Here is a 25151-nt window from a genome sequence, read left to right on the forward strand (position 1 = left end):
GGGAGCGCTCAGACCTTGCTGCGTTTGACGCCGCCCTTGCGGCCGATGTCGAAGGCCAGCCGGTAGATGTCGGGGAGGTCGACGGAGCCGTTGGTGCGGTAGGTCACCACGCCGAGTTTCTCCAGTTCGGCGAGGAGCGCGACAGGGTTGTCGGGGTGTTGGGGCCCGCTCCCTGCTTTCTCACCTTCCAGTACTTTGCGGAGTTCGGCCGAGAAACCTCCCGAGCTCCATGCGTACTGGACGGTGGACGGTTCCATCGGTACCTGTGTACCGGCGAGAAGCTTGATCGACAGTGCTGCCCAGGCGAGGTCGTCCTCGAGTTCCCGGACCCGGGTGTTGGCCGCATGGCTGAGGCTCTCGCGGATGGCTTCGTAGTACAGCGGCAGCGGGTGGGTGGCATGTGCTTCGGCGGTGATCTGAGCTGCTTTCCGTAGCGTGGAGAGCAGGGTGCGTGGACTGATCCGGCCGAGACCGTCCTGAAGATGGTTCGGGATCCAGGTGTAGGTGTGTCCCTTGCGGCGGTCCGTTCCCATGAAGGGGCCGGCCAGCGTGACGAAGAGGCGTTCCTGCGCCTTCTGGTCGGCGAGCACCTCGACCGGGGCGATGTGGCGGCCTTCCTCGAAGCGCCAGGTTCCTTCGGTGGAGTCCCTGAACGCCTTGGCCTGGTCCGAGGTGTGGTTGCCGAGCTGGTGGAAGAAAAGGCCGTAGAGGTTCTCCCGGCTCCAGGAGAGGTCGGCGGCGTTCGCGTCCAGTTTCGAGGCGTCGGCGAAGTGGCGAGGTGCGCTGGCGTACATGTCGGGGCGTACGAAGATTTTGGCGCGCAGAGCGGTGGTGGAGAGGCGGAGTTCCAGGGCGACCTCGAACAGTCCGGAAAGGAGCAGATCGATGTGCCGGCGTTCCGAATGGAGATGGTCCAGGTCGTCGAAGAGGAGGATCAGGGTCTTGTTCTGCTCACGGGCTTCTCGGTCCGCCTTGCGCAGCGCGCTCTCGTACGCGTCTCCGTTTCGGGCGGTCCATCGGATGCGCTCGATCCAGCTGTCGAGTGCGACGACCTGAGGCACCTTCAGTGCCATGAGGACGACCGCGGACCACAGGTCCTTCGGCTCCAGGTTGTCCGCCTTGCCGAAGTCCTGGACGAGGGAGGCAATGGCACGTTTCCCGGGGAAGACCGGCTCGTCACCTCCGTTGAGGCCGAAAGCGGTGAGGACCTCGGTGTGGCTGAGCCTGGGCATGATGTAGGAGCGGGCGGCCACTTCGCGAAGTACGGGGTCGGTCAACGCCTTCGCCCAGTACGTCTTGCCCGTTCCGCGTGCTCCGCGCACCACGGTGACATCCGGGGCCAGCGCCTCCCGGTGGGACGACGGCGTGAACATGGTGTGCAGGTCAGGGGTGGTGGTGTTCGCGTCCGGTGCGCCGCGAAGCGCCTCGACGATGAGGTTGCGGCGGGCCAGGGTCTGCGGGTCCGTCATGCGAGATCCTCGTACGGGTCGTGGACCAGTTCTTCCACTGCGCTGAGGAAGTCCCGATAGGCGGCACGGACGAACGGGAGCTTCGTCCAGTGGGGGCTGCGCTGCGGATCGAGCCCCACGAGGTCGTTGCCGAACAGGATGGGGACGGGGGCGTACGGCTTGTCGTCCACGTCGCCCTCGACCGGGAGGTACGGCTCGGGGGTGTCGTCGTCGGGCAGGTCGTACAGGGTGGCCACGAACGCGTCGTAGGCGTGCCGGCGCAGCGTGTTCAGACGGTCTATGTCTCCGGCGGAGTGGAACATCGCTGCCACGATGTGCAGGCGGTCCCGCATGGCGCGCGCCTGGTCGGGCTGTTTCTTCCACTGTTCGAAGAGCATGCGGTAGCCCTCCCAGGTGGAAGGGTTGTCGACCGCGAAGAGCAGGGCGTGGTCGCAGAGCCGGGTCAGTGTCACGGCAGCGATGTCGTGGATTCCTGCCCTGCTGTCGAGGAGCACGACGTCGGGAAGACGACCGTTCTTCTTCTCGGTCTGCTGCTCGCAGGCGGCGATCGCATCCTCAAGACGCTGTGCGAAAGGTCTGGGCTTGGCGCCCGGAACCTCGGGAGGGAGGTCGCTGTAGATGCGGTTGAGCTTGGCGAGGTAGTCGTACGGTTCCGCGTTGCGCGGGGTGCCCGAGGCCGAGGCGAGCCAGATTTCTCCGTTGCCGTCCTTCGGGGTGAGGGAGGATTTCGCGAGCAGATCGAGTCCGTCCGCGTTACCGACTGCCGACTCTACCAAGTGGTCCACGATGCCGTGCCGGGAGGCCGCACCCGGGTCGGCGAGCAGGTTCGAGACGCCGGGTGATTCGAGGTCGAGGTCGACCACGAGCACGCAGTTGCCCAGTTCGGCCAGGTGTCGGGCCAGCACTGCGGTCGCGGTGGACCGGCCCACCCCGCCTTTGAACCCGTACAGGGCGATACGGGGCCATGCTCGCGAAGAGACCGGCTCCGGGCCTGTGCCGGGGCCGGACCAGTCGGCACCGACAATGGTGCGCTCCAGCACGCCGACGCGGCCTTGAAGGTCCTCCCCCCGCTCCTCGAGGACGATCAGTTCGGGTGCGTCGAAGAACGTGTCCGCGGAGAACATGGCGGCGGCCGTCTGTACGGGATTGTGCGCGGCGAAGGGACCGAGCTGCTCACGGAACGCCTGTCGGAGCTGAGTGAGGTGGTCGGAGTCCGGTGCGAGCTCGTCGTCCCGGTCGTCGATCAGCAAGGTGGAGCGGCCTGACAGGTCCCGTACGAGCACGACGTCGTGACCGTCCGCGGCAGTGGTTCGGGCGAGAGCGCACGCCTGCTCCCACGCGTCGTCGAATCGGGTGGATTCCGTCATGACGTCCTGTCGCTTTCTTGGGTCACTTCGCCGAGTCGTAGGCATTGATCAGGCCGAGCACAGTCGCCAGATGGCGGGGAAGCCGCCCCGAGGGGAAGCCGTCACCGTCACGGTATCGGTGGTAGACGTCCCATTCGTCGGACGGGGTGCTGAACGGGTTCTGGGCCGGAAGCTGCTGACGGATCAGGCTTCCCCGATGGCCCGACGCTATGAGCTGGAGATGGTCCCAGACCTTGGGCATGTGCTCGTGCCAGGTGCGCTTGTCCTGCGGAGTCTTCTGGGAGTACGGCTTCCCGTACGGGGTGTCCTGCTTTGCACCGAAGAAATCCATCAGCATCGCCTTGACCACGCACTCCGCGGCCAGGCCGGCGAGGTGGTCGGCGGGACCGGTGAGCTTCGCATCCTTCGACAACTGCAGCGCTGCCTTGTAGTGGTCGTGTCCCGCCTTGAGGAAGGTGTGCGGGGGAGGCATCGGGATGGTCGGGGCCGTCACGGCGATCACTTTAATGGTGAGGGCAGAGGGTACGGGGAGGTTTTCCGCACGTGGGGCACCTGGCCCGTTATCAAGGCTGGCAGGATTGAAGGGCCTGGCCGCGGGATGCGCGGCGGGCAATGATGCGGTGCAGTGAGAAAGAAGCGGAACGTGACTGTGGAGACGGCGGGTACGGCGGGCCTGGACAAGGAGGCCCTGGTCAAGGATCTCAAGCGGCAGGTCCTCGACCTGGAGGACGACCTGCGTGCCCGCAGCGAGACGGTCGACGAGTTCCGCGAACGCCTGGAAGAGGAGTACCAGCAGGCCAAGAAGGCCAAGCGGATCGCGGCCCCCTACGCCGCCTGGCGCGACGAGCGGGTCACCCAGGCAGCGGCGGCCTGGGTCCTCGCCTGCGTCTTCGTCCGCTTCTGCGAGGACAACCGGCTCATCGAGGAGCCCTTCCTCGCCGGCCCCGGCGAACGTCTCGCAGAGGCGGAGGCCCGCCACGACCACTTCTTCCGCGAGAACCCACACCTCAACGACCGCGACTGGCTGATCGACTCCTTCCGTCATCTCGCCAAGACGAACGCCGCCGCCGCCGGCCTCTTCGACGAGAACCACAACCCGCTGTGGAGCATCACCCCCAGCTACGACGCGGCGACCAAGCTGCTCACGTTCTGGCGCAGGTGGGGTGCGGCGGGCAAGATCCGTTACGACTTCACGGACCCGGACTGGAACACCCGGTTCCTCGGCGACCTGTACCAGGACCTGAGCGAGCACGCCCGCAAGACGTATGCGCTGCTCCAGACCCCGGAATTCGTCGAGGAGTTCATCCTCGACCTGACCCTGGAACCGGCGATCGAGGAGTTCGGCCTCAACGCGGTACGGGAAGACCCACTGGACCCGAAGGGTGAGCCGCTGCGCGGGCTGCGGACCATCGACCCGGCGTGCGGGTCCGGGCACTTCCTGCTCGGCATCTTCCACCGGTTGTTGGACAAGTGGCGCATCGTGGAGCCGGGTACGGACGACTGGACCCTGGTACGGCGCTCTCTGGAATCCGTCCATGGCTGCGACAAGAATCCGTTCGCGGCGAGCATCGCGCGCTTCCGGCTGCTCGTCGCCGCGATGAAAGCCGCGGGCGTGAGTCGTCTCGCGGAGATGCGGCCCTTCCCGATCAACGTGGCGGTTGGTGACTCGCTGCTGCACGGGCGGGGAGCGGCCGGCATCCAGACCGAGATCGACCTGGACTCGCTGTTCGCGGAGGCGGTCGTGGGGCGCGAGGACGGAGAGGCGTACGCGTACGCGACGGAGGACGTGTGGGAGTACGCGAAGCGGGCGGATCTGCTGGGGCGGGGCTCGTATCACGTGGTGGTGGGGAACCCGCCGTACATCACGGTGAAGGACAAGCAGGAGAACGAGAACTACCGGGCGGCGTACAAGGATGTGTGCGCGGGGACGTACGCGCTGTCCGTGCCGTTCGCGGCGCGGTTGTTCGATCTGGCGGTCAGGGGGCCAGGCGGGCGGCTCGGAGGGGGCGGGTTCGTCGGGCAGATCACGGCGAACTCCTTCATGAAGCGGGAGTTCGGCAAGAAGCTCATCGAGGTCTTCTTCCGGAACCGGGCCGAACTGTCGCATGTGATTGATACGTCGGGGGCGTACATTCCGGGGCATGGCACACCTACGGTGATTCTGGTGGGGCGGAACCGGATTCCTAGTCCGGAGCGGACGGTTCGGGCGGTGTTGGGGGTTCGGGGGGAGCCAGTGCAGCCGAAGAAGGGGAAAGAAGCGGAGGGGCACGTATGGCGGGCCATTGAGGAGCAGGTGGGGCGGCCGGGGAGTGAGTCGGACTGGGTTTCGGTAGAGAACGCGGTTGCGGCGAGTTTCGTGACTCACCCGTGGTCGGTGAGCGGGGGAGGAGCCGGACCTTTGCTGGACTGGCTGGCTGCTGGCGCGATGCCTCTGGAGGAGAAGATCTCGAAGCCGATCGGTCGCGCCATTCGCGCGGGTGCCGATGAGGCATACATGAGGCCGCTGCGGAAGACCTACAAGCCCCGAGCAGACAAGCGAGCCCTGCGGCCGCTGCTTCTCGGGGATGTGGTTCGGGACTGGCGGGCCGAGCCGGATGTTGCCATCTGGAGGCCTGACGCGAAGGCAGTGAATGCGGGCCGTCTTGGAGAGGAACTGTGGCCTTGGCGGGCGACATTGGCGGCGCGGAGGACATTCCAGGGCGATATGGCGGACGCGGGTCTCGAATGGTGGGACTACATGCAGTACACCGCATCTGCGTACTCCACGCCGTTGTCGATCGCGTTTGCTTTCGTGTCGACACATAACCACTTCGTGCTGGATCGGGGTGGGAAGGTGTTCAACAGGTCTGCGCCAGTTATCAAGCTGCCGGAGGGGGCGGATGAGGACGCGCACCTGGAGTTGTTGGGGTTGCTCAATTCGTCGACGGCTTGCTTCTGGTTGAAGCAGGTTAGTCATGACAAGGGGAGCCAGTCAGGAACTGGTGGGTTCATGCATGACGAATGGGAGCGGTTCTACGAGTTCACTGGAACCAAGCTTCAGGGGTTCCCCCTTCCAAGAACTCTGCCGCTTGAGCTGGGGCGCTCCCTGGACCTTTCGGCGAGCGAGCTAGCGGACAGCGAGCCGGATGCTGTAGCTGGGCGCGAGACTCCACTTCGCGCCAACCTTGATCAGGCGCGTCGGGGTAGCGAAGCTGCCAGGGGGCGGATGATCGCACTTCAGGAAGAGCTCGATTGGACTGTCTACGGCCTCTACGGCTTGCTAACTCCGGCTGAAGTGGACCGGGTGACTCTGCCCGCCTCCTACGAGGTTCCTGAAGTCGCCTTGGGCGAGCGGGCTTTTGAGATCGCGCTTGCCAAGCGCGTAGCTGAAGGAGAGACGACAACCGTTTGGTTCGACCGCCACGGTGCGACCCCGATCGTGGACATCCCTGGGCATTGGCCAGACGAGTACAAGACTGTGGTGCAGGCGCGGCTTGACATCATCGCCTCGCGAACCAAGGACATTGGCCTGATCGAGCGGCCTGAGTGCAAGCGGCGGTGGGCCGCCGAGTCGTGGGAGAAGAAGGAGCGAGCCGCACTGCGGACCTGGTTGCTCGACCGGTGCGAGAGCAGTGAGCTCTGGTACGAGCTGAGGGATGGGATTAAGCAGCCGCGGTCGATGACGGTCAATTACCTCGCTGACCGGTTGAGTTCGGATGCGGACTTCGTGTCTGTCGCGGCTCTGTACGCCTCTGAGCATCTCGGCATGCCGGATCTCCCGCTTGCGCAGGTGCTCACTGAAGTCATCGCTGATGAGCACGTGCCGTTTCTCGCGGCCTTGCGCTACAAGGACTCAGGGCTGCGCATCCGCGCACAATGGGAGCAGGTCTGGGCGGACCAACGGGAAGAGGACAAGGACGGTGTGCGAAGGGACATTGACCCACCGAGCAAGTACAAGACGTCCGACTTCCTGCGGTTCTCGTACTGGGCGAACCGCGGCAAGCTAGACGTGCCGAAGGAGCGTTTCATCTCGTACCCCGATGCGAGCCCGGACGGGGATCCGACGCTGATGCTCGGGTGGGCCGGGTGGGACCACAAGGATCAGGCGCAAGTGCTGTCGCAGTTGATCGATGCCCGGACCAAGAGGGACGGCTGGGGCACCGAGCGGATCGTTCCGCTGCTCGCGGGGCTGCGGGAGGTCATGCCGTGGGTGAAGCAGTGGCACGGGAAGCCGGACGCGGAGTGGGACGACGAGGTGCCGGCCGAGGTGCTTGAAGCCGACTATGAGGCGCTGTTGCGCAGGCACGGTGTGGGTGAGGCGCAGTTGGAGGCGTGGCGGCCGGTGAAAAAGCCGCGCGGACGGAAGGCTGCCGCGCCGAAGAAGGAGCCCGTCGAGCAGGTCGAGTTGGGCGAGGAGTAGGGGAGCAGGAGCCCCATGAGGCGGCAGGGATCTGCCGCCTCACCTGCCCAGGCGTCAGGATCCGGACGCATACGTGATGAAGGCAGACCAGGTATCGGGCGTCACGGTGAAGGGGCAGAGGGCGGTGTCCTTGGAGTCGCGGACGTGGACCACGTCCAAGCGGACGGCGATCTCGATGCAGTTGTCGCCCTCGCTTCCGCTGTAGCTGCTCTTGAACCAGTCCAGGTCTTCAGTAGTGCTCATAGCGCTCCTCGCATCTGTTCCAGCAGGCTCACCGTAGCCCTGCAATCCAGGGCCTGGGAACGCAGCTTGCCATAGCGTTGGAGAAGCACGCTCACGTCGTCTGGAGCAGTGATCAGGCTGCTAGAGCGCTGGCCTTCGACGTAGCCGATCCACTGGTGGCCAGGCCGCTCTGCCAGGTACATCTGACCGTCGACGCCAGTGTGGTCTTCCTGGCGAAGCGGCATGACTTGGATCTCCACGTTGCGTTGGCTGCCAACGTTGAGCAGGTGGTCGATGACATTGCGTGTGACCTCGGCTCCTCCCAAGTGACGTTCGAGGAGCGCTTGTTCGATGACGAAACTGAAGGCAGTGTTCGGCCGCTGAGCGAGAAGCTGTTGACGGTCCAGCCGAGCGGCGACCTCGCGTTCGAGCTGCTCCTCGGTCACAGGTGGCAGCCTGCGGTCGAAGATCGCCCGGATATATCCCTCCGGCTGCAACAACCCCGGAATCCCCCGGCACTCATACGCGTACAGCGTGATCGCTTCCTCCTCGATCCCCGCCCACTGCAGGAACCACGACGCCAGCCCGGCCTTCCTCCGCAGGCTCCTCGCCGTCGCCGTCAGGACCTTCTCCGCGACCGGTCCCAGCACCTCGCCGGCCCGGCATGGCAGGTTCTCCGGCGGGAACCGCTTGCCCTGCTCAAACTTGGCGATGTACGCCGCCGAGTACCCCACGCGGGGTGCGAACTCCTCCTGGGTGAGGCCCCCGGCCTCTCGGAGGGCTTTCAGCGCGGCCCCGAACGTCTTGAGGCCGTCGGACAGTTCGGGTCCACCGCCTGCCGATGTGCCGCTGTCGTGGTCCGCCGTCATCGCCGCCCCGCCTTTCGCGCCCGGTCAACCTGTCCATGGTTACGGGGAGTTACCCGACCGGTCCAGTGTGTGAACCCATACAGATGGATCTGTACCAGTGGCGTTCCTGTCACCTGCGGCGCAGCGGCCGGAAGGCTGGGCCCATGACAGCTCCGCAGGCTCAACCGCCCGTAACCGTACGTGTGTTCACCCAAGCGTTCCCCGCGACTTCCCTCGGCGCGAGCCTCGCGCGCCGGTTCGCCCTGGTGCGGCTCGACGACTGGGGTATCCCGCCCGGCGCTCCGCTCCGCGACACCGTCGCCCTGCTCCTCGCCGAGCTCGCGGCCAACGCCGCCCGCCACGGGCGGGTGCCGGGGCGGAACTTCGAGCTGCGCCTGCTGTACGAGCGCGAGACCGCCGTCGTACGGATCGAGGTCTCCGACACTCATCAGCGGCGGCCCGATCCCTCGGCCGTCGGCATGGCCGACCTGGATGCCGACGGCGGCCGGGGGCTCGCCCTCATCGAGGCCGTCGCCCACCGCTGGGGTGTCGACGACCGGACGGGGCCGGGCAAGACCGTATGGGCGGAGACCGAGCCGGTCGGGTCGTGAAGAGCGACAACGACAGGGAGCGGATCAGGCGGACCGCCGCACCGCGGGCGCCTGTGCGACCAGCGCCCGCAGTTCCTCCCGCCCGCTCTCGACGACGGTCAGGAGTTCCGCGGGACGGACCTCCGGCGGCAACGGGACATCGGCCACCAGGTCGAGCACCGTGCACGGCGTGTCCAGCCAGCGCCTGAGGGCCAGCCAGTGCTCGGCGAGGTCCGAGTCCAAGGACGGGTCCCAGGGGTCGGCCGCGTACGGAGTGCGGTCCTCGCCGTATGCGTGCAGCAGGCCGGAGCGGCGGACCAGGCAAGGGAAGCAGAGGCCGCAGTGCGGCAGGCGACGCAGCCGGGACCGCCCGGGTTGCCGCACGGGAGAGGTGCCGCAGCTCAGCGTCGCCTCCAGGATCTCCTGCGGCAGGCCGGCGTCCCGGGCCGCTTCGCACACCTGGCCCTTGGTGAGTGCCGCGAAGGGGTTGACGACCCGGACCGCCTGCTCCGGCCGGTCCGCGATCGTCTCGATGATCCGGTTGAGATGGTGCAGCGTCCACGGATGCACCGAGCGGGTGGAACAGGCGCCCCAACGAGCGGCGGACAGGGGCGGGTTGAGGGCGAGCTGGCCGTTCTCCGGGATGTGGACGAGAGGGACGCGCTCGGCCGCGGCCGCATGTACGGCCGTGGTGGCGTACAGAAGACCGCGTGAGCGAGTGGAGCGTTCGAGGGCGAAGGTGGCGTCCTTCGGCTTGCGTACGGTCTGGCTCTGCTCAAGGCGACGCAGGTCGCGCTCGCGCCGCCGGAACACCGCTTCGTACACGGTGTCCTGGAGCGACTCGAAGTTCCGCTCCTCGAACGTGACCAGGAGCAAGGCGCGCGGGCTGCGTACCGTGGCGCGCTGGGCCGCCCACCCGAGGGAGTCGAGGCCTCCGGAGAACAGGGCCACCTCACCGGTGTACTCCTCGGGGCCGAACGGGAGCGGGCGGGATCGGGGCCGCGCGTCGGCGTCGTGAGGGCGGAACTCGACCTCCCAGCGGTCGCCCGTCACCGTCGTGAGCAGCGCGATGAGGGGCGGGAGAGCGCGGGTCCACGCGTCGGGAGCGGTGACCGGGACGGAGAGGCGAATGTGCCGGGTCCAGCGGTCGAACGTCTCCTCCCGCGAGGTGCAGCGGTCCGCGGCGAAGACGGCACGGGCGACGCGCTGGAGGTCGTCCGCCCAGTCCGGGGCGGGAGCGAGGAGGTGGCGGCGGTCGGGCGCCCGGGCAGGGGACTCCCAGTACAGGGCATCGCTCAGCGGCTGCCAGCCGGGGCCGGGCGCCAGAGCACCAGGGTGGGGGAGCCAGAAGTGGCAGGCCGGTGTCTCGGTCATGCGGCAGGTGTCCCCTCGCTCGGTGCAGCGTCCGGAACCTCTTCCAAAGCGGAGCCGGACGGGAGCAGCAGGCCGAGCGCGGCGCCCACCGCACGTGGGACGAGGCCCCGCGCGACCTGCGCGAGTGTGTCGACCGCCGGATCCTCGAAGGCGGTGACCGCGTCCTCGGCCTGCTCCACCACGTTCTTGAGATGCTCAGCCTCCTCGCACGGATTCGGCACCAGGTGCAGCACCTGTTCGGCCACCCAGTCCGCGACGTGGTCCTCGGGGTCGGCCAGCGGCAGCACCGGGACCACGATTTTGATCTTCTCGGCGATGACGCCGCGCAGGAACTCGGCGACGACGTCCGCGAAGAACCACTGGTAGATCAGGCAGAGCAGGTCGCCGGACCAACCAGTGCCGTCCGCGGCGAGCGCCTCTGGATGCTGTGCGGCCAGCCGGTCCGCGGTCGCCGCGGCCGCCCGCCGTACTGCCGCGTCGGCGACCGTGCCGCCCTCACCGCCCACGGCTCGGACGAGCCGGGCCGCGAAGTCCGTACGGGCGTCACTCCCGTCCGGATCAGGCAGACCCTCCGCGGGGGTGTCCCGTCCCGCCGCAAGGGCGTCCATGACGGTCGTCAGCCGTTCACCGGCCGCGCAGGCGGCGTCCCGCAGACCGAAGGCGGACGGGTCCGCTCGCAGAGTGCGATGCAGGACGCCCAAGCAGTCCTCGGCTATCGCCTCCAGGTCCTCAAGGCGGCCAGAACGCCATGCCGAGAGACGCCTTCCGACACGGCTCCACTCGCCGGCCGGCGTACCAGGGTTCCCTCTCGGCCCCGGCCACCGTGACGACGTACCCATCAGCACTCCCCCTCGTAGGGCGCCGACAGCCCTTCTCCAGGGGAGCAGCAAGATGGAGCGCCAGGTAGGGCGCGACTCGGCCATGGCTGATGAGCGGGTCCTGGCACCCGAGTGCAACGCTGGGTGAGGTGAAGGGGCCTCCGGGGTGCGAGAGGTCGCGCAGAGTGATCGACCGGTGCGTGAAGGGTACGAAGGGCCGGTTCCGCACACGTATGGCCTGGCAAGATTGGCGGGGGCGCGCAGCAGCAGCGTGTCACCGGTGCAGCCGGGGTCCAGCCGAGTGAGGGAATGATCGCCTGATGTCGACCAGAGAGCTCGTCCTGCGTGACGTCATCGCCGTCAAGGAAGACGTCCACGCCGGAAACTTCAAGGTCGACCTCTCTCAGGGCTTCAGTGAGACCGATGAGCGGGTGGGCGAGTACGTCGTCACCGAGCAGTTGCAGAAGCAGTTCCGCAAGGCGCTCGGTCTGGTCGCCGACGCCGTGCGCACGGGCGACTCGCACGCCGCCTATCTGCACGGTTCGTTCGGCGCCGGTAAGAGCCACTTCCTGACCGTGCTGCACGCGGCGCTCAACAACCACCCGGCGGCGCAGGCCAAGCCCCGCCTCGCTGAAGTCCTGGCCGAGCACCAGGACTGGCTGCCGAGCAGCCGCTTCCTGATGGTGCCCTACCACCTGGTCGGCTCCGCGGACCTGGACTCCGCGCTGCTCGGCGGATACGTGCACACCGTGCGTCGGCTCCACCCCGAAGCGCCGACGCCTGCCGTCTACCGGGCCGATGCGCTGCTCGCCGATGCGCAGCGGCAGCGCGAGTTCCTCGCCGATGACGACAAGTTCCGGCAGTGGCTCGGAGTCGGAGCGCCGACGGCGCGGGCCGCTGTGACGAACGAGGACGATGCCGACGATGTGCCACTGATCGACGCGGGCACGGGCGACATCGCCGTCCCGGTCGACTGGAGCACCGCCGAGCTGGACGAGGCCTTTGCGGCGAAGGCCGGCGATCCAGAACGCGACCGTTTGGTGTCCGCCCTGGTCAGCGGCCCCATGGCGGCGTACGCCCAAGCGGCCCGCGGTGACAAGGACTCCTTCATCCCGCTGGAGAACGGCCTGAAGGTCATCTCACGGCACGCCAAGGACCGCGGCTACGACGGCGTCGTTCTCTTCCTCGACGAGCTGATCCTCTGGCTCCAGGCGCACATGGGGGAGCAGGACTTCGTCCGGGACCAGGTGCAGCGGCTGGTCAAGCTGATCGAGTCCGGCGACGGGGACCGGCCGGTGCCGATCGTGTCGTTCATCTCCCGCCAGCGTGACCTGTCCCAGTTGATCGGTGCGGACGTCGCGGGCGCCGAAGTGCAGAACCTCGAGCAGCAGATCGACTACCTCGCGGGGCGGATCGACGTCGTCGAGCTGGAGGACAGCAACCTCGTCGAGATCATCAAGCACCGGGTCCTCGCCCCGCGGCCCGGTATGGAGCAGGCGCGCGACGACGCGTTCAAGCTCGTCGAGTCCTCCCGGGACGAGGTGCGGCAGGTCCTGCTCGACGCACAAGGCCGCACCGAGGCGAACTGGGACGACTTCCGCACGCTCTACCCCTTGTCGCCCGCCCTGCTCAACGTCCTGGTCGACCTCTCCGGGGCGCTGCAGCGAGAGCGGACCGGTCTCAAGCTCGTACAGGAACTCCTCGGGCGCCGCCTCGACGACCTCAAGCTCGGCGAACTCATCCCGATAGGGGACCTGTGGGACGTCATCGCACAGCGCACCGGCGAGGCGTTCACGGCCAAGCTGAAGGCGGAGGCGGAGACCGCCCGGCGCTTCCACGAGCGGGTACGCGACCACCTCCTGACGAAGTACGGATCGGCCGACGACAAGCGGTTCCAGACCGACGACCGGCTCGTCAAGACGCTGCTTCTCGCCGCCCTCGCCCCGCACGTGCCCGCTCTGTCCCGGCTCACCGGCGGCAAGCTCGCAGCCCTGAACCACGGAACGATCCGGACCCGGGTCGGGGACGCGGGCTCGGTCGCGGTCAAGCGACTCCTCGAGCTGCAGTCGGAGGGCTTCGACGGTGAACTGCGCAGCGAGGGCGACAGCACCGATCCGGTGTTCCATCTGCACCTGTCCGACCTCGATGTCGAACCGCTCCTCGAAGAGGTGCAAGGTGTCGCCGACCAGCTCGGCTACCGGCGTCAGTGGATCAAGGACCAGCTGTGGGCTGCGCTCGGAGTCCCCGACACTCAGGCGTTCGTCTGCATACGGGAGGTCGTGTGGCGCGGGACGAAGCGCACGGCCGAGTTCGTCTTCGGCAATGTCCGCGACCCCCATCTGCCCGACGAGCAGTTCAGGCCGCAGCTGGGCAGCGACCTGAGGATCGTCATCGACTACCCCTTCGACGACGGCGACCACTCGCCGATGGACGACGTACAGCGGGTCGACCGGATGAAGCGGGCCGGAAAGTCCGCCCCCACCGTCGTCTGGCTGTCCGACTTCCTTTCCGAGCAGAAGAGCCGCAACCTCGGACGCCTCCTCAAGATCAACTACCTGCTTGAGCGGGACCGGCTCGAGGAGCACACCGCCACGCGCCCTGCCGACGAACGCGCCCAGATCCGTAACCAGCTCAAGGCGTCCAGGGACAATCTCACCGGTCAGCTCACCGAGGCGCTCCAGCAGGTGTACGGCATCGCCCGGGCCGAGCCCGGCACCACAGGAGCCGAGGTCCCCGAAGGGAAGCACCTGCTCACCCTCCAGCCCGGTTTCACCCGCACCAACCCCGAGGCAGCCGTCAGCTTCGAGGAGAACCTCTACTTTGTCGCGGACGGCATCCTCGCAGCCCGCCACCCCAAGCACCCGGACTTCGACCCGCGCCTCACCCGCAAGGCCATCACCAAAGCAGAGCTGAAGACCACGCTGACATGGATCAACCGGGCCATGGCGGACGGCAGTCGCCGCGTCGTCGTCGACGGACACCAGCTGGCCGGCGTACGGAAGATCGTCCACGCCCTTGGTCTCGGCGAGGTGCACGACGGACCGCTCAACGTCACCAACGACTGGCGGCTGCGGATCAACAAGAAGGCCGCGGAGAACCCTGACGTCGGCCCCGACCTGTCGGTGGAGGACATCCGTACCTGGATCGAGGAGCTCGGGTACACCGGCCTGGACCGCAACGTCAGCAACTTGATCATCGCGACCTACGCCCTGCTCGACGACCGCACCTGGGTCTATCAGACCTCGCCGCTGACCGAGGCCCCCGACCTCGAACGGATCGGGCAGGGGTATGGCCTCAGAGCGGTGGAACTCCCCAGCGAGGAAGAATTCACCACTGCCCTGGGACGCGCGGGGAAGATCTTCGGCAAGACCGTCTCACGGGTGCTGTTCGCCCGGAACGTCGCCAGTCTTGCGGAGAAGGTCCGGAAGGTCGCCGAGGACAATCAGCGGGCGGTCGGCGATGCGCGCACCCTGCTGCAGGACAACGCGGCACGTCTCGGCCTGGCAGGGCCGGGGGGCGCGGACGCCCCGCGCATCAAGTCCATGAAGGCGGCGGCCGATCTCGTCGCGCGCCTGCTGCGCGCCGATTCCCCTGCCGCCCTGGTGAGGGAGCTGGCTGCCGCGGCGTATGACGTCACAGACGGAGAGATCGGGGCAGCGCTTGTTCAGGCCCCCGAAGTGCTCACCGCGCTGCGCTCGCCCGACTGGACGGAGGACCTCGACACGGTCCGCTCCCTCACGAACCGGGGCGACAGCGTCGGTGACCGAGCCGGCCGGCTCCTCGACCAGGTGTCCCGGACCGCAAATGAGCACGAGGAGGAGTCCTCGCTCGTTCCCGTACTGGACGGGCTGCGGGACAGCACGAAGGCGCTGATGCGCGAGGTGGCCCGGCTCGCACAGGCAGCCCCACCCGTCATGCCTCCGGAGCCTACGGTGTCGTCGGAGCGCACGGCTCAGGACGTCAGTCTCACCGAGCATGGGAATCCGCGTGTCCCCACGCCTCCCGTCACGGCACCTCCCACCGACGGTGCGGGCACCGGGTCCGCGCCCGCGCACCCGGGCCTCTCGGATACCTCCCACCCTGTGCATGTGGTGGAACCCAGGCGGCTCGAAGCGACTCTGGCCGCCACGGTCACCCGCATCGAGGACGAGATCCGTACCTTTCTGGTAGCCCATCCTGACAGTCGGGTCCAGGTCACCTGGAAGCCGATCGCCGCCGAGGGCAGCGATAGTGAAGGGACCGGAAACTGATGGCCCCTGCCGCGCCGCGGGTCGGGCGACGCACCGTCGAAGCGCTCCTGACCGCGCACAAGGACAGCCTGCGCGAACGCAGCCTGGTCCTGATCCACGGCCGCTACCTCCCAGGAGCGCCCACCCGGTTCACGACGGCCGTCGAGGATGAGCCCCGCCGCGTGCAAGTCCGGGACGAATCCTCTGTCCTCGGCGTGACGGCCGCCTGGCACGATCACCGGGACACGGCCGGACCGGGCGACGTCCTCGTGGTCACCACCGGGGTCGACGACGAGCAGCTCGGCTGGGACCTGCGCGGGCAGGCCATTCTTCGCCGCACGCTCACCGTCGAGAATGCGGAGGTCGTCACCCAGCGATTCGGCGCCACCGGCCTCGATGTCCGCATGTACGGCATGGAGTGGCTCCTCGAAGCGCTCCTGGAAGCCGAACCCTCCGACACCGGTTGGCCGCGCGTTGGGGGGCTGCTCACCCTTGACACGGCACTGCGTGTCCTGGCCATACAGCGGCTCGGCCTCGGCTCCGGCGAGGGCGGACCCGGGGCTGGTCCCCAGGCGCAGCCGCCCACGCTCGACACCGACACCCTGCTCGCCTGGTCGCGTACGCCGGCGGGCCCACTCCGCTTTGCCGAACTCCCCGTCATCGAACGCACCGAACTGAAGAAGTGGCTCGGCGACACGGCAGGCCCTGCGGCACCAGTGCTTCTCTCCCTCGCGGAAGCCGGACTCGGCCACGACGCCATGGCGCTCGGCGTCCTCGCGGCGGTCTTGAGGGACCCTGCTGTGGCTCCCGACACCGCCCTCACGATCGGCAGCCTCTTCGGCCAGGTCATGCCCCGCCGGGCAGCCCTCAGCGCCTTCACCGACGCGGTGGAAGGGACGCTGACCCGCTGGATCGCCCAGGCCAGGACCAGCCCGGCCGCCCGGCGACAGGTCTTCGCCGTACTGGATCGTGCCGACCAGCTGGCCGAAACAGCAGGCCTGGCCGAGACCCTCACCAGGAGCCGGTTCCTGCCCACCGGATTCGCCGCGCAACTCGGCAGGACCGTCGCCGAAGCACGCCGTTCCTCCACGGCAGGAGAGACGGCGCTCGCCGACCTGGCAGGACACGGCCTTGCCGCGCTCTACCCGGACCGGGTGCAGGTGGCGGAGATGGCGGTGCGCATCGCCCGCTGGCTGGAACAGCCCGAACCGGCCGTGCCCACGGTGGAGAGCGGCATCCGCTCCCAGATCACCGACTGGGGCTGGGCCGACCGCGCGCTCACCCTCCTGTGGGCAGGGGACCCCGGCGGCGATCTGGCCACAGGCCGCGAACTGCAGGGCCTCTACGAGCAGGGCCGGGCGCGCAGAGAACGCCTCGACGAGCAGTTCGCCCGCCACCTCGCGGCCTGGTCCGCGCACGCCACCGCGCACCAGCCGAACGGCGCCCTGGTCATCGAGAACGTACTGGAGACGGCCGTACGTCCGCTGGCCGGTGCGGGAGCGCCCCTGGTCGTCGTACTCGACGGGATGAGCTGCGCGGTCGCCATACAGCTCGGTGAGGAGACGGAGCGCGAAGGCTGGCGGGAGGTCGTGCCGCGACCTGCCGACGGACAGTCGGCAGGCCGGATGGCTGCGGTGTCCATGCTGCCCTCCGTCACCCGGACGAGCCGTGCCTCGCTCCTCACCGGAGAAGCCGTCCAGGGCGGGCAGTCCGTGGAGGCCGCAGGCTTCCGCGACTTCTGGAAGCGGCACCGCAAGGAAGCCGCCCTCTTCCACAAGGCGGACATCGGTGGCGAGACGGGCCACGCCCTTGCCCACGAGCTCATGGGTGCACTCGCTTCCGAGGCGGTCGTCGGCGTGGTCCTGAACACCATCGACGACGCGCTCGACAAGGGACAACAGGGACGTGGTACAACCTGGGGCCTCGACGACATCACCCATCTGCGGGACCTACTGTCCGCGGCCAGGAGCTACGGACGTCCGGTCGTGCTGGTCGCCGACCACGGACACGTCCTGGAGCGGGGCGGCCGCAGCGGGAGCGCGGAGGTGCCGGCAGCCGGAGCAGTCTCGCCGCGCTGGCGTACCGGAGGACCGGCGCAGGACGGAGAGATCGAGATCCGGGGCGACCGGGTTCTCGAAGGAGGCGGAAGTGTTGTTCTGGCGTGGCGTGAGGACATCCGGTACACCGCACGCAAGGCTGGCTACCACGGAGGCGCGTCTCTCGCGGAGGTGACCGTTCCTGTGCTCACCCTGGTCGCCGTCGCCGAGCAGACGCCCAAAGGCTGGGTCGGCCTGCCGCGGGAGCGGTCGACTCCCTCGTGGTGGAGCGAACCCCTGCAGGGAGCCGATCCCGCACGGGAGACGCTTCCCGCAGCCGGGAACGGGGGAGCCGCGGTGGAGACAGTGTCTCGTCAGGACACGCCCGGTACCGAGGCCCGCAAGAGTTCTTCCACGGTCCCCCAAGCCACTGTCGGCTTGGGCAGCGAGGTAGTGGCGAGTGAGGTCTATGCCGCACAGAAGGAATACGTCCGCAAAGCGCCGGAAGCGAAGGTTGTCTCCGCGGTCATCGACGCTCTCGTCGCCGCAGGCGGCACCATGTCCCCGGCGGCACTCGCCGCGGAGATCTCCGCGACCGGACGGGTTCGGCGCAACATTGAGGGATTCGTCGCAACCGTGCAACGACTGCTGAACGTCGAGGGCTACCCCGTCCTCGGATTCGTCGACGCCGGACACGCGGTGAAGCTCGATGTTCCGCTGCTGCGGGAGCAGTTTTTGCCGCAACCGAAGCCGAAGGAGTAACGAGATGTCGCCGTCCGCCCCGGTGAGCGTGGCCAGACGCCGCGAGGTCATCGACGCGCTGCGACGAGGCACCGTACCGCAGGCCGGTCTCGATCTGTTCGCCGTGGGACTCGGACGGTTCGAAAGCTCCCTCGACGAGGACCTCGCCACCGTAACCCGCGGAGGTGCCGCCTTCCACGCGATCCGCGGCGACTACGGTTCCGGCAAGACGTTCTTCGCACGCTGGCTGACCGAGCGCGCCAAGAGGGCCGGCCTGGCCACCGCGGAAGTACAGATCTCTGAGACGGAAACACCTCTGCACCGGCTGGAGACGGTTTACCGAAGGCTCACCGAACGCCTGGCCACCGCCACGCACCAACCCAGCGCACTGCGTGCGGTGATCGACTCCTGGTTCTACACGCTGGAGGAGGAGGTCCTCGACGGCGAGGACCTCGACGAGGAGGACGAGGCGGCGCTCTCCGAGGCCGTGACCGCACTGATGGAGCGACGGCTCTCCGATGTCGCGCGTACCACCCCCGCGTTCGCCGCAGCCCTCCGCGGCTACCGTGGAGCGGTCACGGAGGGGGACGGGGCCACCGCGGAAGCGCTGATCGCCTGGCTCGGCGGACAGAAGTCCGTCGCGGCGTCGGCACGCCGCTCGGCAGGAGTGCGCGGAGACCTCGACCACTTCGCCGCGCTTGGCTTTCTCCAGGGCCTGCTCACCGTGTTGCGGGACTGCGGCCATCCCGGTCTTCTTCTCGTACTCGACGAGATCGAGACACTTCAGCGGGTCCGCGGCGATGTCCGGGAGAAGGGCCTCAACGCACTACGGCAACTCCTCGACGAGATCGACGCGGGCCGGTTCCCCGGGCTTTTTCTCGTCATCACAGGCACCCCTGCCTTCTATGACGGTCAACAGGGCGCGCAGCGGCTGCCCCCGCTGGCCCAGCGCCTGGCCACCGACTTCACCACCGACCCGCGCTTTGACTCGCCGCGCGCGGTGCAACTCCGCCTGCCAGGCTTCGACTTGCCCAGGCTCGGCGAACTCGGCCGGAACGTCCGCGACCTCTACCAGGCAGCAGCGACCCATCCCGACCGGGTGGCCGCACGCGTCGACGACCGTTACGTTGACGAGCTGGCCACAGCTGTCACCGGTGGACTCGGTGGCAAAGTCGGCGTCGCACCGCGCGTCTACCTGCGCAAACTCGTCGCCGACGTCCTCGACAGGGTCGACGAGTTCGAGGACTTCGACCCGCGCGAGCACTATGCACTCACGATCGCGGAGGCCGAACTCAACAGCGCCGAGCGAAACGCCGCGGCCGGGGACGCCGACGACATCGCGCTGGAATTGCCATGAGCGCGGTCGGCGAACTGGAACCGGCGCTCGTCCACCACATCGTCAACACTCTTGGTTGGAAGGGACTGCGGCCACTCCAGGAAGCAGCGGTGGAGCCGTTGTCCCGAGGCGAGGACGCCCTCCTCCTCGCTCCTACCGCCGGTGGGAAGACGGAAGCGGCGTGCTTCCCGCTGCTGTCCCGGATGCACCGCTCCCGGTGGTCCGGCACGTCGGTGCTGTACCTCTGCCCCCTCAAGGCGCTGCTCAACAACCTGCTGCCCAGAGTCGAGACGTACACCTCCTGGCTCGGACGCAGCGCCGCACTCTGGCACGGCGACACCACCTCCGGTACCCGCAGGCGCGTCCTGGCCGGTCGGCCGGATGTCCTGCTCACCACCCCTGAGTCGCTCGAAGCGATGCTGGTGAGCGTCAATGTCGATCACGCGTCGTTCTTTTCGGGGCTCCGGGCGGTAGTGGTCGACGAGGTGCACGCCTTCGCCGGCGACGACCGGGGCTGGCACCTGCTGGCCGTACTGGAGCGACTGCAGCGCGTGGTGGGACGCCCACTCCAGCGCGTCGGGCTCTCGGCGACGGTCGGTAACCCCGGCGAACTTCTCACCTGGCTCCAGGGATCGGGGGCGGGCTCACGCCCCGGACAGGTCGTCGCCCCTCACCTGGACGCGCCGAGGGGTGCATCGAGTGGTGCAACCCCTGTCTCCGTACCGCCCGGGGACATTCAGCTTGACTACGTGGGCTCGCTCGAGAACGCGGCAACTGTCATTAGCACCTTGCACCGCGGTGAGAAACGCCTGGTCTTCTGCGAGTCACGGCGCCTGGTCGAAGAACTGGGATCAGCGCTACGAGGCCGAGGGGTGACCACGTTCCTCTCTCACGCATCGCTCTCGCTCGACGAGCGCAGGCGGGCGGAAGCGGCTTTCGCCGAAGCGCGGGACTGCGTGATCGTGTCGACCAGTACGCTCGAACTCGGCATCGATGTCGGTGACCTAGACCGGGTCGTGCAGATCGACGCCCCGGCGTCGGTCGCGTCCTTCCTGCAACGGATCGGCCGTACCGGGCGCCGCTCCGGGACCTCACGGAACTGTCTCTTCCTCACCCTCGACAGCGCGGGCCTGCTGAGTGCGGCAGGGCTCCTGTTGCAGTGGTCGCGAGGCTGGGTCGAGCCGGTGGTCGCACCTCCCGAGCCGCGGCACATCGTGGCTCAGCAATTGCTTGCCCTCTGCCTCCAGGAGGGCGGCGTCGGAAGCAATCTGTGGCATGACGGGTGGAACGGTCTCGGGCCGTTCGGCCCGTCCGCGCAGCCGATTGCCAAACACCTGGTGGCAGAGGGGTATCTCGATCAAGACGACGGGTTGCTCTTCATCGGCCCGGAGGCCGAACGCCGCTTCGGGAACCGGCACTTCATGGACCTCACCGCGGTATTCACCGCCCCGCCCCAGTTCACCGTCCTGCAGGGCCGGACCGAGATCGGCCGTACCGACCCCAGCCTGCTCACCGAGCACATCGCGGGCCCCCGTCGGCTCCTGCTTGCCGGGCGGAACTGGCAGGTCACCTATATCGACTGGAAACGGAAGCGGTGCTTCGTCGAACCGGTCGACGGAGGTGGCAAAGCCAAATGGAGCGGGGCTGGGTTCGGCCAGGGTGCGTCCTTCCGGCTTGTCCGCGCGGTGCGTGAAGTGCTCCTCGGCACCGACCCCCCGGTGAATCTGACCCGGAGAGCTCAGGGCTGCCTGGAAGAAGCACGGGAGCACTTCATGGAGCAAGTGCATCCAGGAGGAACTCTGATCGTGCGGGAACAAGGAAGAGCAGACCAGCTGCGCTGGTGGACATGGGCCGGACACAGGGCGAATGCCACTCTGGCGGCCACCCTCGGTGGCGTCGCGGTGCCAGGACAGCGTCTCAATGATCACTGGATACGCCTACGGGACGACCTCACTCCGACGGATTGGAGACTGGTCCGACAGGATGTGACGGAGCGCCTGGCTTTGCCGGACATCGACGAGAAGGCCGTCCGAGGTCTGAAATTCGGGGATGCTCTTCCCTCGCGACTGGCCGAGGCGACACTGGCGATCAGACTCGCGGACCTCGAATCTGCGGCTGCTGTGCTGTCCGAGCAAGTGCGCTTCGCCGGAGGGGGCGTCTGAACTGCATGGTGCTGGGATGAAGCTCCCGTGCTGGGATCGTGCTGGGATGACCCCCTCCAGAATCATGTTTCCGCAGGTGGGAGTCCTGCCTTGCGGATTCCGCTTCAACGTCTAGTCACCGATCCGGCAAACACGCAGATCAGAAGGGGTCCGGCCGTTTCACGGCCGGACCTCTGGTCTTTTCCGGCGTCTCTGCCTCTGTCCGCGTGTGTTGCTAACATGAATGTTAGTAACGTCGCTGTTAGTCGAGTCGGGTCGGGTCGAGTCGGGTCGGGTCGGGGGCTGGAGGTCGGTGGGCGTGGTGGACTTCGTGGGACGTCGGCACGAGCTGGCGACGTTGGAGCGGGAGCTTCAGAAGGTGGCGGCGGGGCTCGGCGGGGAGCGGCCCGGGCGGTGCGTGATGCTGCGCGGGCGGCGCCGGGTGGGGAAGTCGCGGCTGGTCGAGCGGTTCGTGGAGCGCTCCGGAGCGCCGTTCCTGTTCTACGCGGCCACGGGTGCGTCACCCGGTGACGATCTGGCCCGGCTGGCCCGGGACGCCCAGGCGTCGACGCTTCCGCTGGCGCGGCTGGTGGCGGCCGCGCGCCCGGAGAGCTGGGACGCCGCCTTCGATGTGCTGGCCGCGGCGCTGCCCTCCGACCGGGCGAGTGTGCTGGTCATCGACGAGGTGCCGTATCTGATGGACGCCGGCGGGGCCTTCGAGGGGATGCTTCAGCGGGCCTGGGACCGGGTGCTGGAGACCAAGCCCGTACTGCTCGTCCTCATCGGCTCGGATCTGTCGATGATGGAGGCGCTGAACAGCTATGGACGCCCCTTCCACCAGCGCGGTCGCGAGATGGTGCTCGGGCCGCTGAACCCCGCGGAGGTGGGGCGGATGCTGGGACTGGAGCCGGCGGCCGCCTTCGACGCCGCGCTCGTCACCGGCGGGCTGCCGCTGATCTGCGCCGAGTGGCCGCAAGGGGCGGGACTGTGGGACTTCCTAGGCGAGGCGCTGAGCGACCCGGTGTCGGCCCTGCTCGTGTCGGCAGAGCGCTCGCTGGCCGCCGAATTCCCCCCGCAGGCGCAGGCACGTACGGTGCTGGCGGCGATCGGCAGCGGCGAGCGGACCTTCACCAACATCGCCCGCGCGGCCGGCGGGATCGGTGCCACGCCACTGCAACGGGCGCTGGAACTGCTCACGGAGAAGCGGATCGTCGCCGCGGAGCTGCCCGTGTCGCTGCGGGCGTCGAAGGACCGCCGCTACCGGGTGACGGATCCCTACCTGCGGTTCTGGCTGCACCAGCTCGGGCCGTCCATGCAGGAGATCGAGCGGGGGCGGGGCGATCTGACCCTGGCACGAATCCGGGAGAACTGGACCACCTGGCGCGGCCGGGCGGTCGAACCGCTCGTCCGCGAGGCGCTGGCCCGGATCCTGCCAGACGACCGGCTCCCGGCGGCCCCCGCGGTGGGCGGCTACTGGACCCGCACCAACGACGTCGAGATCGACATCGTCGGTGCCGACCGCGCCCCCGTCGCAAGGGAGTTGCTCTTCGTCGGCTCCATCAAGTGGCTGGAGCGATCCCCCTTCGACCGACACGACCTGGCAGCTCTCCACCGCCACCGGGCCGCCCTCACCGACGAACCCGTGCCGGTCGTGGCGGTGTCGCGGCGGGGGGTGGACTGCGCGGGACTGGACGCGGCGTACGGGCCTGCTGATCTGCTGGCTGCCTGGCCGTTGTGAGCGGCGGAGCACCTGTGTGCGGGCATCAGGTCGGTGTGGAGCGCCGCGGTGTGTTCTGTTCGGGGACGCCGTCGGCGTGCTGGGTGGTGTGCCAGGCGGATCTGCGCAGGTGACGCTCGGGGTCGCGGATGCCCGCGATCTCGCCGAGACCGATGATGTACGGCCGCAGGTTCCGCTGGAGTTCGCGCAGGGACCGGCGGAACTCCGCGTTGTCGGGCCACGCCGTCTCGTCCTCGTCGGGGTGGGCCTCCTCGAAGGCGCGCAGTCGGGGGTGCCAGGTGGCGAGGAACGGCGCGAGCTCGAAGTTGAGGATGTCCAGGACGAGTTCATGGACGGAGTCGCCCTCGGCCGGCGGAGGCGGGGAACCCTCGGACTCCAGAGGCTCGCGGTACATGTCGAACAGCGTCTTCAAAGACGTCAGGGTCTCGCGCAGATTGCCGCTTCCGTCGTCCAGCGGACGGGTCGCCACGCGTGTCGCGGCCTGGAAGAACATGCGCAGGGCCGCCTGCCGCATGTCCGTGTTGGTCCGGAACGTCATCTCGCTGCCCGGGAGGACGAGCCGCACCTCGGTCAACTGGACCGACTTGCGGTAGACGTCGGCGCCCAGTACCAGGGCGATGCCCACCACACCGCCGACCACGACGGAGAGCAGCTGGCCCCCCGTCTGGCTGATGGAGTACGCGGCGACACCGACGACGCCGCCCACGGCCGCGGCCAGTACCGCCCGCCCGGCCGTACGTACCGCCGCAGCGACGGTCCACCTCCCTCGTACCGTCACCTTTCGCGCCCCTTCCCCAACTCGTAGCGCCTCACCGATAGTTCATGCCTACCGGTGGGGAACCTACCTGGTCAGGTGCCGCGGCGCAGTCGCCCCAGACCGAGGCTCGCCAGCTCGGCGATCTCGCCGGGGGACCGGGAGCCGGTGAGCCGTTCGTTCTCGTCGGCGGTGAGGCCGTTGCGCAGGCCCGCCCAGTCGGGCGCGGCGGTGAACTGCCGCAGCCGGCCGAGACCGTCGAGGAGACGGGGGTCCGGGGGTGTGGCGTCGGACGGCCCGGGGATCTCCGGTGCGCCGTCGACGCCCAGTGCCCCGGCGATGTCGGCGGTGACTCCGCCGTAGCCGGCCGCCGGGTAGACGGGCAGGCCCGCCTCGAGGGCCAGCAGTGCCTCCTCCACGAGCCCCGGCAGAGTCCCCAGGAAGCCGCCGCGCCTGCCGCCGAGGAGCAGGTGCGCGTCCACCTGGCGCATGAGGTGGCGGCGCATGCCGGTCAGAGAGCGACGAGCCGTCTCGGGGTCGGAGTCGGGTACGGGGTCCTCGCCCCGGCCCTCGGCGGGATCCACAGGGTCGCCGTCGATGCTCAGGCACACGATCTCGGCGTACCGGCCGAACCGCTCGCGCTGGTCGGTGAGTTCCGACAACGGCAGCTTGCGATGCTCGGTCCAGGCGAGGGTGTTGAGCAGGGGGCGGGAGGACGGAGCGTGCTCCCGCAGCTCCTCGACCAGGAACCGGGTGTAGCCGCCCTGCCCCAGATTTCCGCCGTAAGCCAGCCCGCCGCCCGCCGAGACGACGAGGCGCGCGAGTTCACCGAGGAGCGTGCGGAAACGGGGCTCCTCCAGACCGAGTCGGTCCAGGTCCGCACTCGCGCCGACCGAGATGCCGATCCGCAGGCCCTTCAGGGCCCCGGGCGGCGGGACATCGGCCGAGGGAACACCAGGCATTGACGGGGCATCAGGCATCTTCGTCCCTCCGTTCTCGCACGCGGTCCCTTCCAGGGGTACCCCCGGGTTCCGAACTGCCGCGCGCGGTGGCCGATTCGTCGTCGTGCCGAAGGAGCACGGCCCGGCG

General features: G+C 68.4%; 16 protein-coding genes. 7 read left to right on the forward strand and 9 right to left on the reverse strand.

What is annotated here, in order from left to right:
- Window positions 1–8: 8 nt before the first annotated feature.
- Genes PGH47_RS27485 through PGH47_RS27495 form a run of 3 tightly spaced genes read right to left on the reverse strand, consistent with a single transcriptional unit; the run spans window position 9 to window position 3329 of the window.
- Window positions 9–1469, reverse strand: a complete 1461-nt coding sequence (locus PGH47_RS27485; protein ID WP_271665627.1) for a hypothetical protein — start codon at window positions 1467–1469, stop codon at window positions 9–11.
- Window positions 1466–2836 (reverse strand): KGGVGR-motif variant AAA ATPase, encoded by a 1371-nt coding sequence (locus tag PGH47_RS27490; protein ID WP_271665628.1) that lies wholly within the window; start codon window positions 2834–2836, stop codon window positions 1466–1468. Before PGH47_RS27490 ends, PGH47_RS27485 begins: the two co-directional genes overlap by 4 nt.
- 22 nt (window positions 2837–2858) lie before the next feature.
- On the reverse strand, window positions 2859–3329 hold the full coding sequence (locus PGH47_RS27495) for a hypothetical protein (protein ID WP_271665629.1): 471 nt from the start codon (window positions 3327–3329) through the stop codon (window positions 2859–2861).
- Window positions 3330–3479: 150 nt separating this feature from the next.
- Between PGH47_RS27495 and pglX the strand changes: the two genes are divergently transcribed.
- Window positions 3480–7235, forward strand: coding sequence for a BREX-2 system adenine-specific DNA-methyltransferase PglX (gene pglX, locus PGH47_RS27500; protein ID WP_271665630.1), 3756 nt, complete (start codon window positions 3480–3482; stop codon window positions 7233–7235).
- 54 nt (window positions 7236–7289) lie between these two features.
- On the opposite strand, the gene PGH47_RS27505 is transcribed toward pglX, so the two are convergent.
- The gene (locus PGH47_RS27505) at window positions 7290–7478 is read right to left on the reverse strand and encodes a DUF397 domain-containing protein (protein ID WP_271665631.1); all 189 of its coding nucleotides are present in this window, start codon (window positions 7476–7478) and stop codon (window positions 7290–7292) included.
- Window positions 7475–8326 carry a helix-turn-helix domain-containing protein gene (locus tag PGH47_RS27510; protein WP_271665632.1) on the reverse strand — a complete coding sequence of 284 codons (852 nt, stop codon included), beginning with the start codon at window positions 8324–8326 and terminating at the stop codon, window positions 7475–7477. Before PGH47_RS27510 ends, PGH47_RS27505 begins: the two co-directional genes overlap by 4 nt.
- Before the next feature lie 143 nt (window positions 8327–8469).
- Between PGH47_RS27510 and PGH47_RS27515 the strand changes: the two genes are divergently transcribed.
- The gene (locus PGH47_RS27515) at window positions 8470–8916 is read left to right on the forward strand and encodes an ATP-binding protein (RefSeq protein ID WP_271665633.1); all 447 of its coding nucleotides are present in this window, start codon (window positions 8470–8472) and stop codon (window positions 8914–8916) included.
- A gap of 24 nt (window positions 8917–8940) precedes the next feature.
- Here PGH47_RS27515 and PGH47_RS27520 read toward each other — a convergent pair whose 3' ends face one another.
- Both PGH47_RS27520 and PGH47_RS27525 read right to left on the reverse strand, forming a co-directional pair.
- Window positions 8941–10269, reverse strand: coding sequence for a 7-cyano-7-deazaguanine synthase (locus PGH47_RS27520; protein ID WP_271665634.1), 1329 nt, complete (start codon window positions 10267–10269; stop codon window positions 8941–8943).
- Window positions 10266–10970 carry a hypothetical protein gene (locus tag PGH47_RS27525; protein WP_271665635.1) on the reverse strand — a complete coding sequence of 235 codons (705 nt, stop codon included), beginning with the start codon at window positions 10968–10970 and terminating at the stop codon, window positions 10266–10268. Before PGH47_RS27525 ends, PGH47_RS27520 begins: the two co-directional genes overlap by 4 nt.
- A 437-nt stretch (window positions 10971–11407) precedes the next feature.
- On the opposite strand from PGH47_RS27525, the gene PGH47_RS27530 reads away from it, so the two are divergent.
- The 5 genes from PGH47_RS27530 to PGH47_RS27550 all read left to right on the forward strand — a co-directional run bounded on the left by PGH47_RS27530 (window position 11408) and on the right by PGH47_RS27550 (window position 23308).
- Window positions 11408–15337 (forward strand): PglY protein, encoded by a 3930-nt coding sequence (locus PGH47_RS27530; protein ID WP_271665636.1) that lies wholly within the window; start codon window positions 11408–11410, stop codon window positions 15335–15337.
- The gene (gene pglZ, locus PGH47_RS27535) at window positions 15337–18114 is read left to right on the forward strand and encodes a BREX-2 system phosphatase PglZ (protein WP_271665637.1); all 2778 of its coding nucleotides are present in this window, start codon (window positions 15337–15339) and stop codon (window positions 18112–18114) included. The genes PGH47_RS27530 and pglZ overlap by 1 nt, the downstream gene beginning before the upstream one ends.
- A gap of 4 nt (window positions 18115–18118) precedes the next feature.
- Window positions 18119–19450: a BREX system ATP-binding protein BrxD gene (gene brxD / locus PGH47_RS27540; protein ID WP_165263662.1), complete on the forward strand. Its 1332-nt coding sequence runs from the start codon at window positions 18119–18121 to the stop codon at window positions 19448–19450.
- Window positions 19447–21591, forward strand: coding sequence for a DEAD/DEAH box helicase (locus PGH47_RS27545; RefSeq protein WP_271665638.1), 2145 nt, complete (start codon window positions 19447–19449; stop codon window positions 21589–21591). Before brxD ends, PGH47_RS27545 begins: the two co-directional genes overlap by 4 nt.
- Before the next feature lie 298 nt (window positions 21592–21889).
- Complete coding sequence (locus PGH47_RS27550; protein WP_271665639.1) at window positions 21890–23308, forward strand: ATP-binding protein; 1419 nt, start codon at window positions 21890–21892, stop codon at window positions 23306–23308.
- Window positions 23309–23333: 25 nt separating this feature from the next.
- Here the strand turns inward: PGH47_RS27550 and PGH47_RS27555 are convergent, their stop codons facing one another.
- Together PGH47_RS27555 and PGH47_RS27560 are read right to left on the reverse strand one after the other, a co-directional pair.
- Entirely contained in the window at window positions 23334–24086 is a 753-nt protein-coding gene (locus tag PGH47_RS27555) for a hypothetical protein (protein ID WP_271665640.1), read from the reverse strand.
- Window positions 24087–24157: 71 nt separating this feature from the next.
- The gene (locus PGH47_RS27560; RefSeq protein WP_271665641.1) at window positions 24158–25024 is read right to left on the reverse strand and encodes a hypothetical protein; all 867 of its coding nucleotides are present in this window, start codon (window positions 25022–25024) and stop codon (window positions 24158–24160) included.
- Window positions 25025–25151: the final 127 nt, after the last annotated feature.

The sequence above is a fragment of the Streptomyces sp. HUAS 31 genome (assembly GCF_028198125.1).
Taxonomy (GTDB): domain Bacteria; phylum Actinomycetota; class Actinomycetes; order Streptomycetales; family Streptomycetaceae; genus Streptomyces; species Streptomyces chartreusis.

Coding starts and splice junctions, on each gene's coding strand:
- PGH47_RS27485 (WP_271665627.1), bottom strand. CDS start 1,469: ATGACGGACCCGCAGACCCTGGCCCGCCGCAACCTCATCGTCGAGGCG.
- PGH47_RS27490 (WP_271665628.1), bottom strand. CDS start 2,836: ATGACGGAATCCACCCGATTCGACGACGCGTGGGAGCAGGCGTGCGCT.
- PGH47_RS27505 (WP_271665631.1), bottom strand. CDS start 7,478: ATGAGCACTACTGAAGACCTGGACTGGTTCAAGAGCAGCTACAGCGGA.
- PGH47_RS27510 (WP_271665632.1), bottom strand. CDS start 8,326: ATGACGGCGGACCACGACAGCGGCACATCGGCAGGCGGTGGACCCGAA.
- PGH47_RS27515 (WP_271665633.1), top strand. CDS start 8,470: ATGACAGCTCCGCAGGCTCAACCGCCCGTAACCGTACGTGTGTTCACC.
- PGH47_RS27520 (WP_271665634.1), bottom strand. CDS start 10,269: ATGACCGAGACACCGGCCTGCCACTTCTGGCTCCCCCACCCTGGTGCT.
- PGH47_RS27530 (WP_271665636.1), top strand. CDS start 11,408: ATGTCGACCAGAGAGCTCGTCCTGCGTGACGTCATCGCCGTCAAGGAA.
- pglZ (WP_271665637.1), top strand. CDS start 15,337: ATGGCCCCTGCCGCGCCGCGGGTCGGGCGACGCACCGTCGAAGCGCTC.
- brxD (WP_165263662.1), top strand. CDS start 18,119: ATGTCGCCGTCCGCCCCGGTGAGCGTGGCCAGACGCCGCGAGGTCATC.
- PGH47_RS27545 (WP_271665638.1), top strand. CDS start 19,447: ATGAGCGCGGTCGGCGAACTGGAACCGGCGCTCGTCCACCACATCGTC.
- PGH47_RS27560 (WP_271665641.1), bottom strand. CDS start 25,024: ATGCCTGGTGTTCCCTCGGCCGATGTCCCGCCGCCCGGGGCCCTGAAG.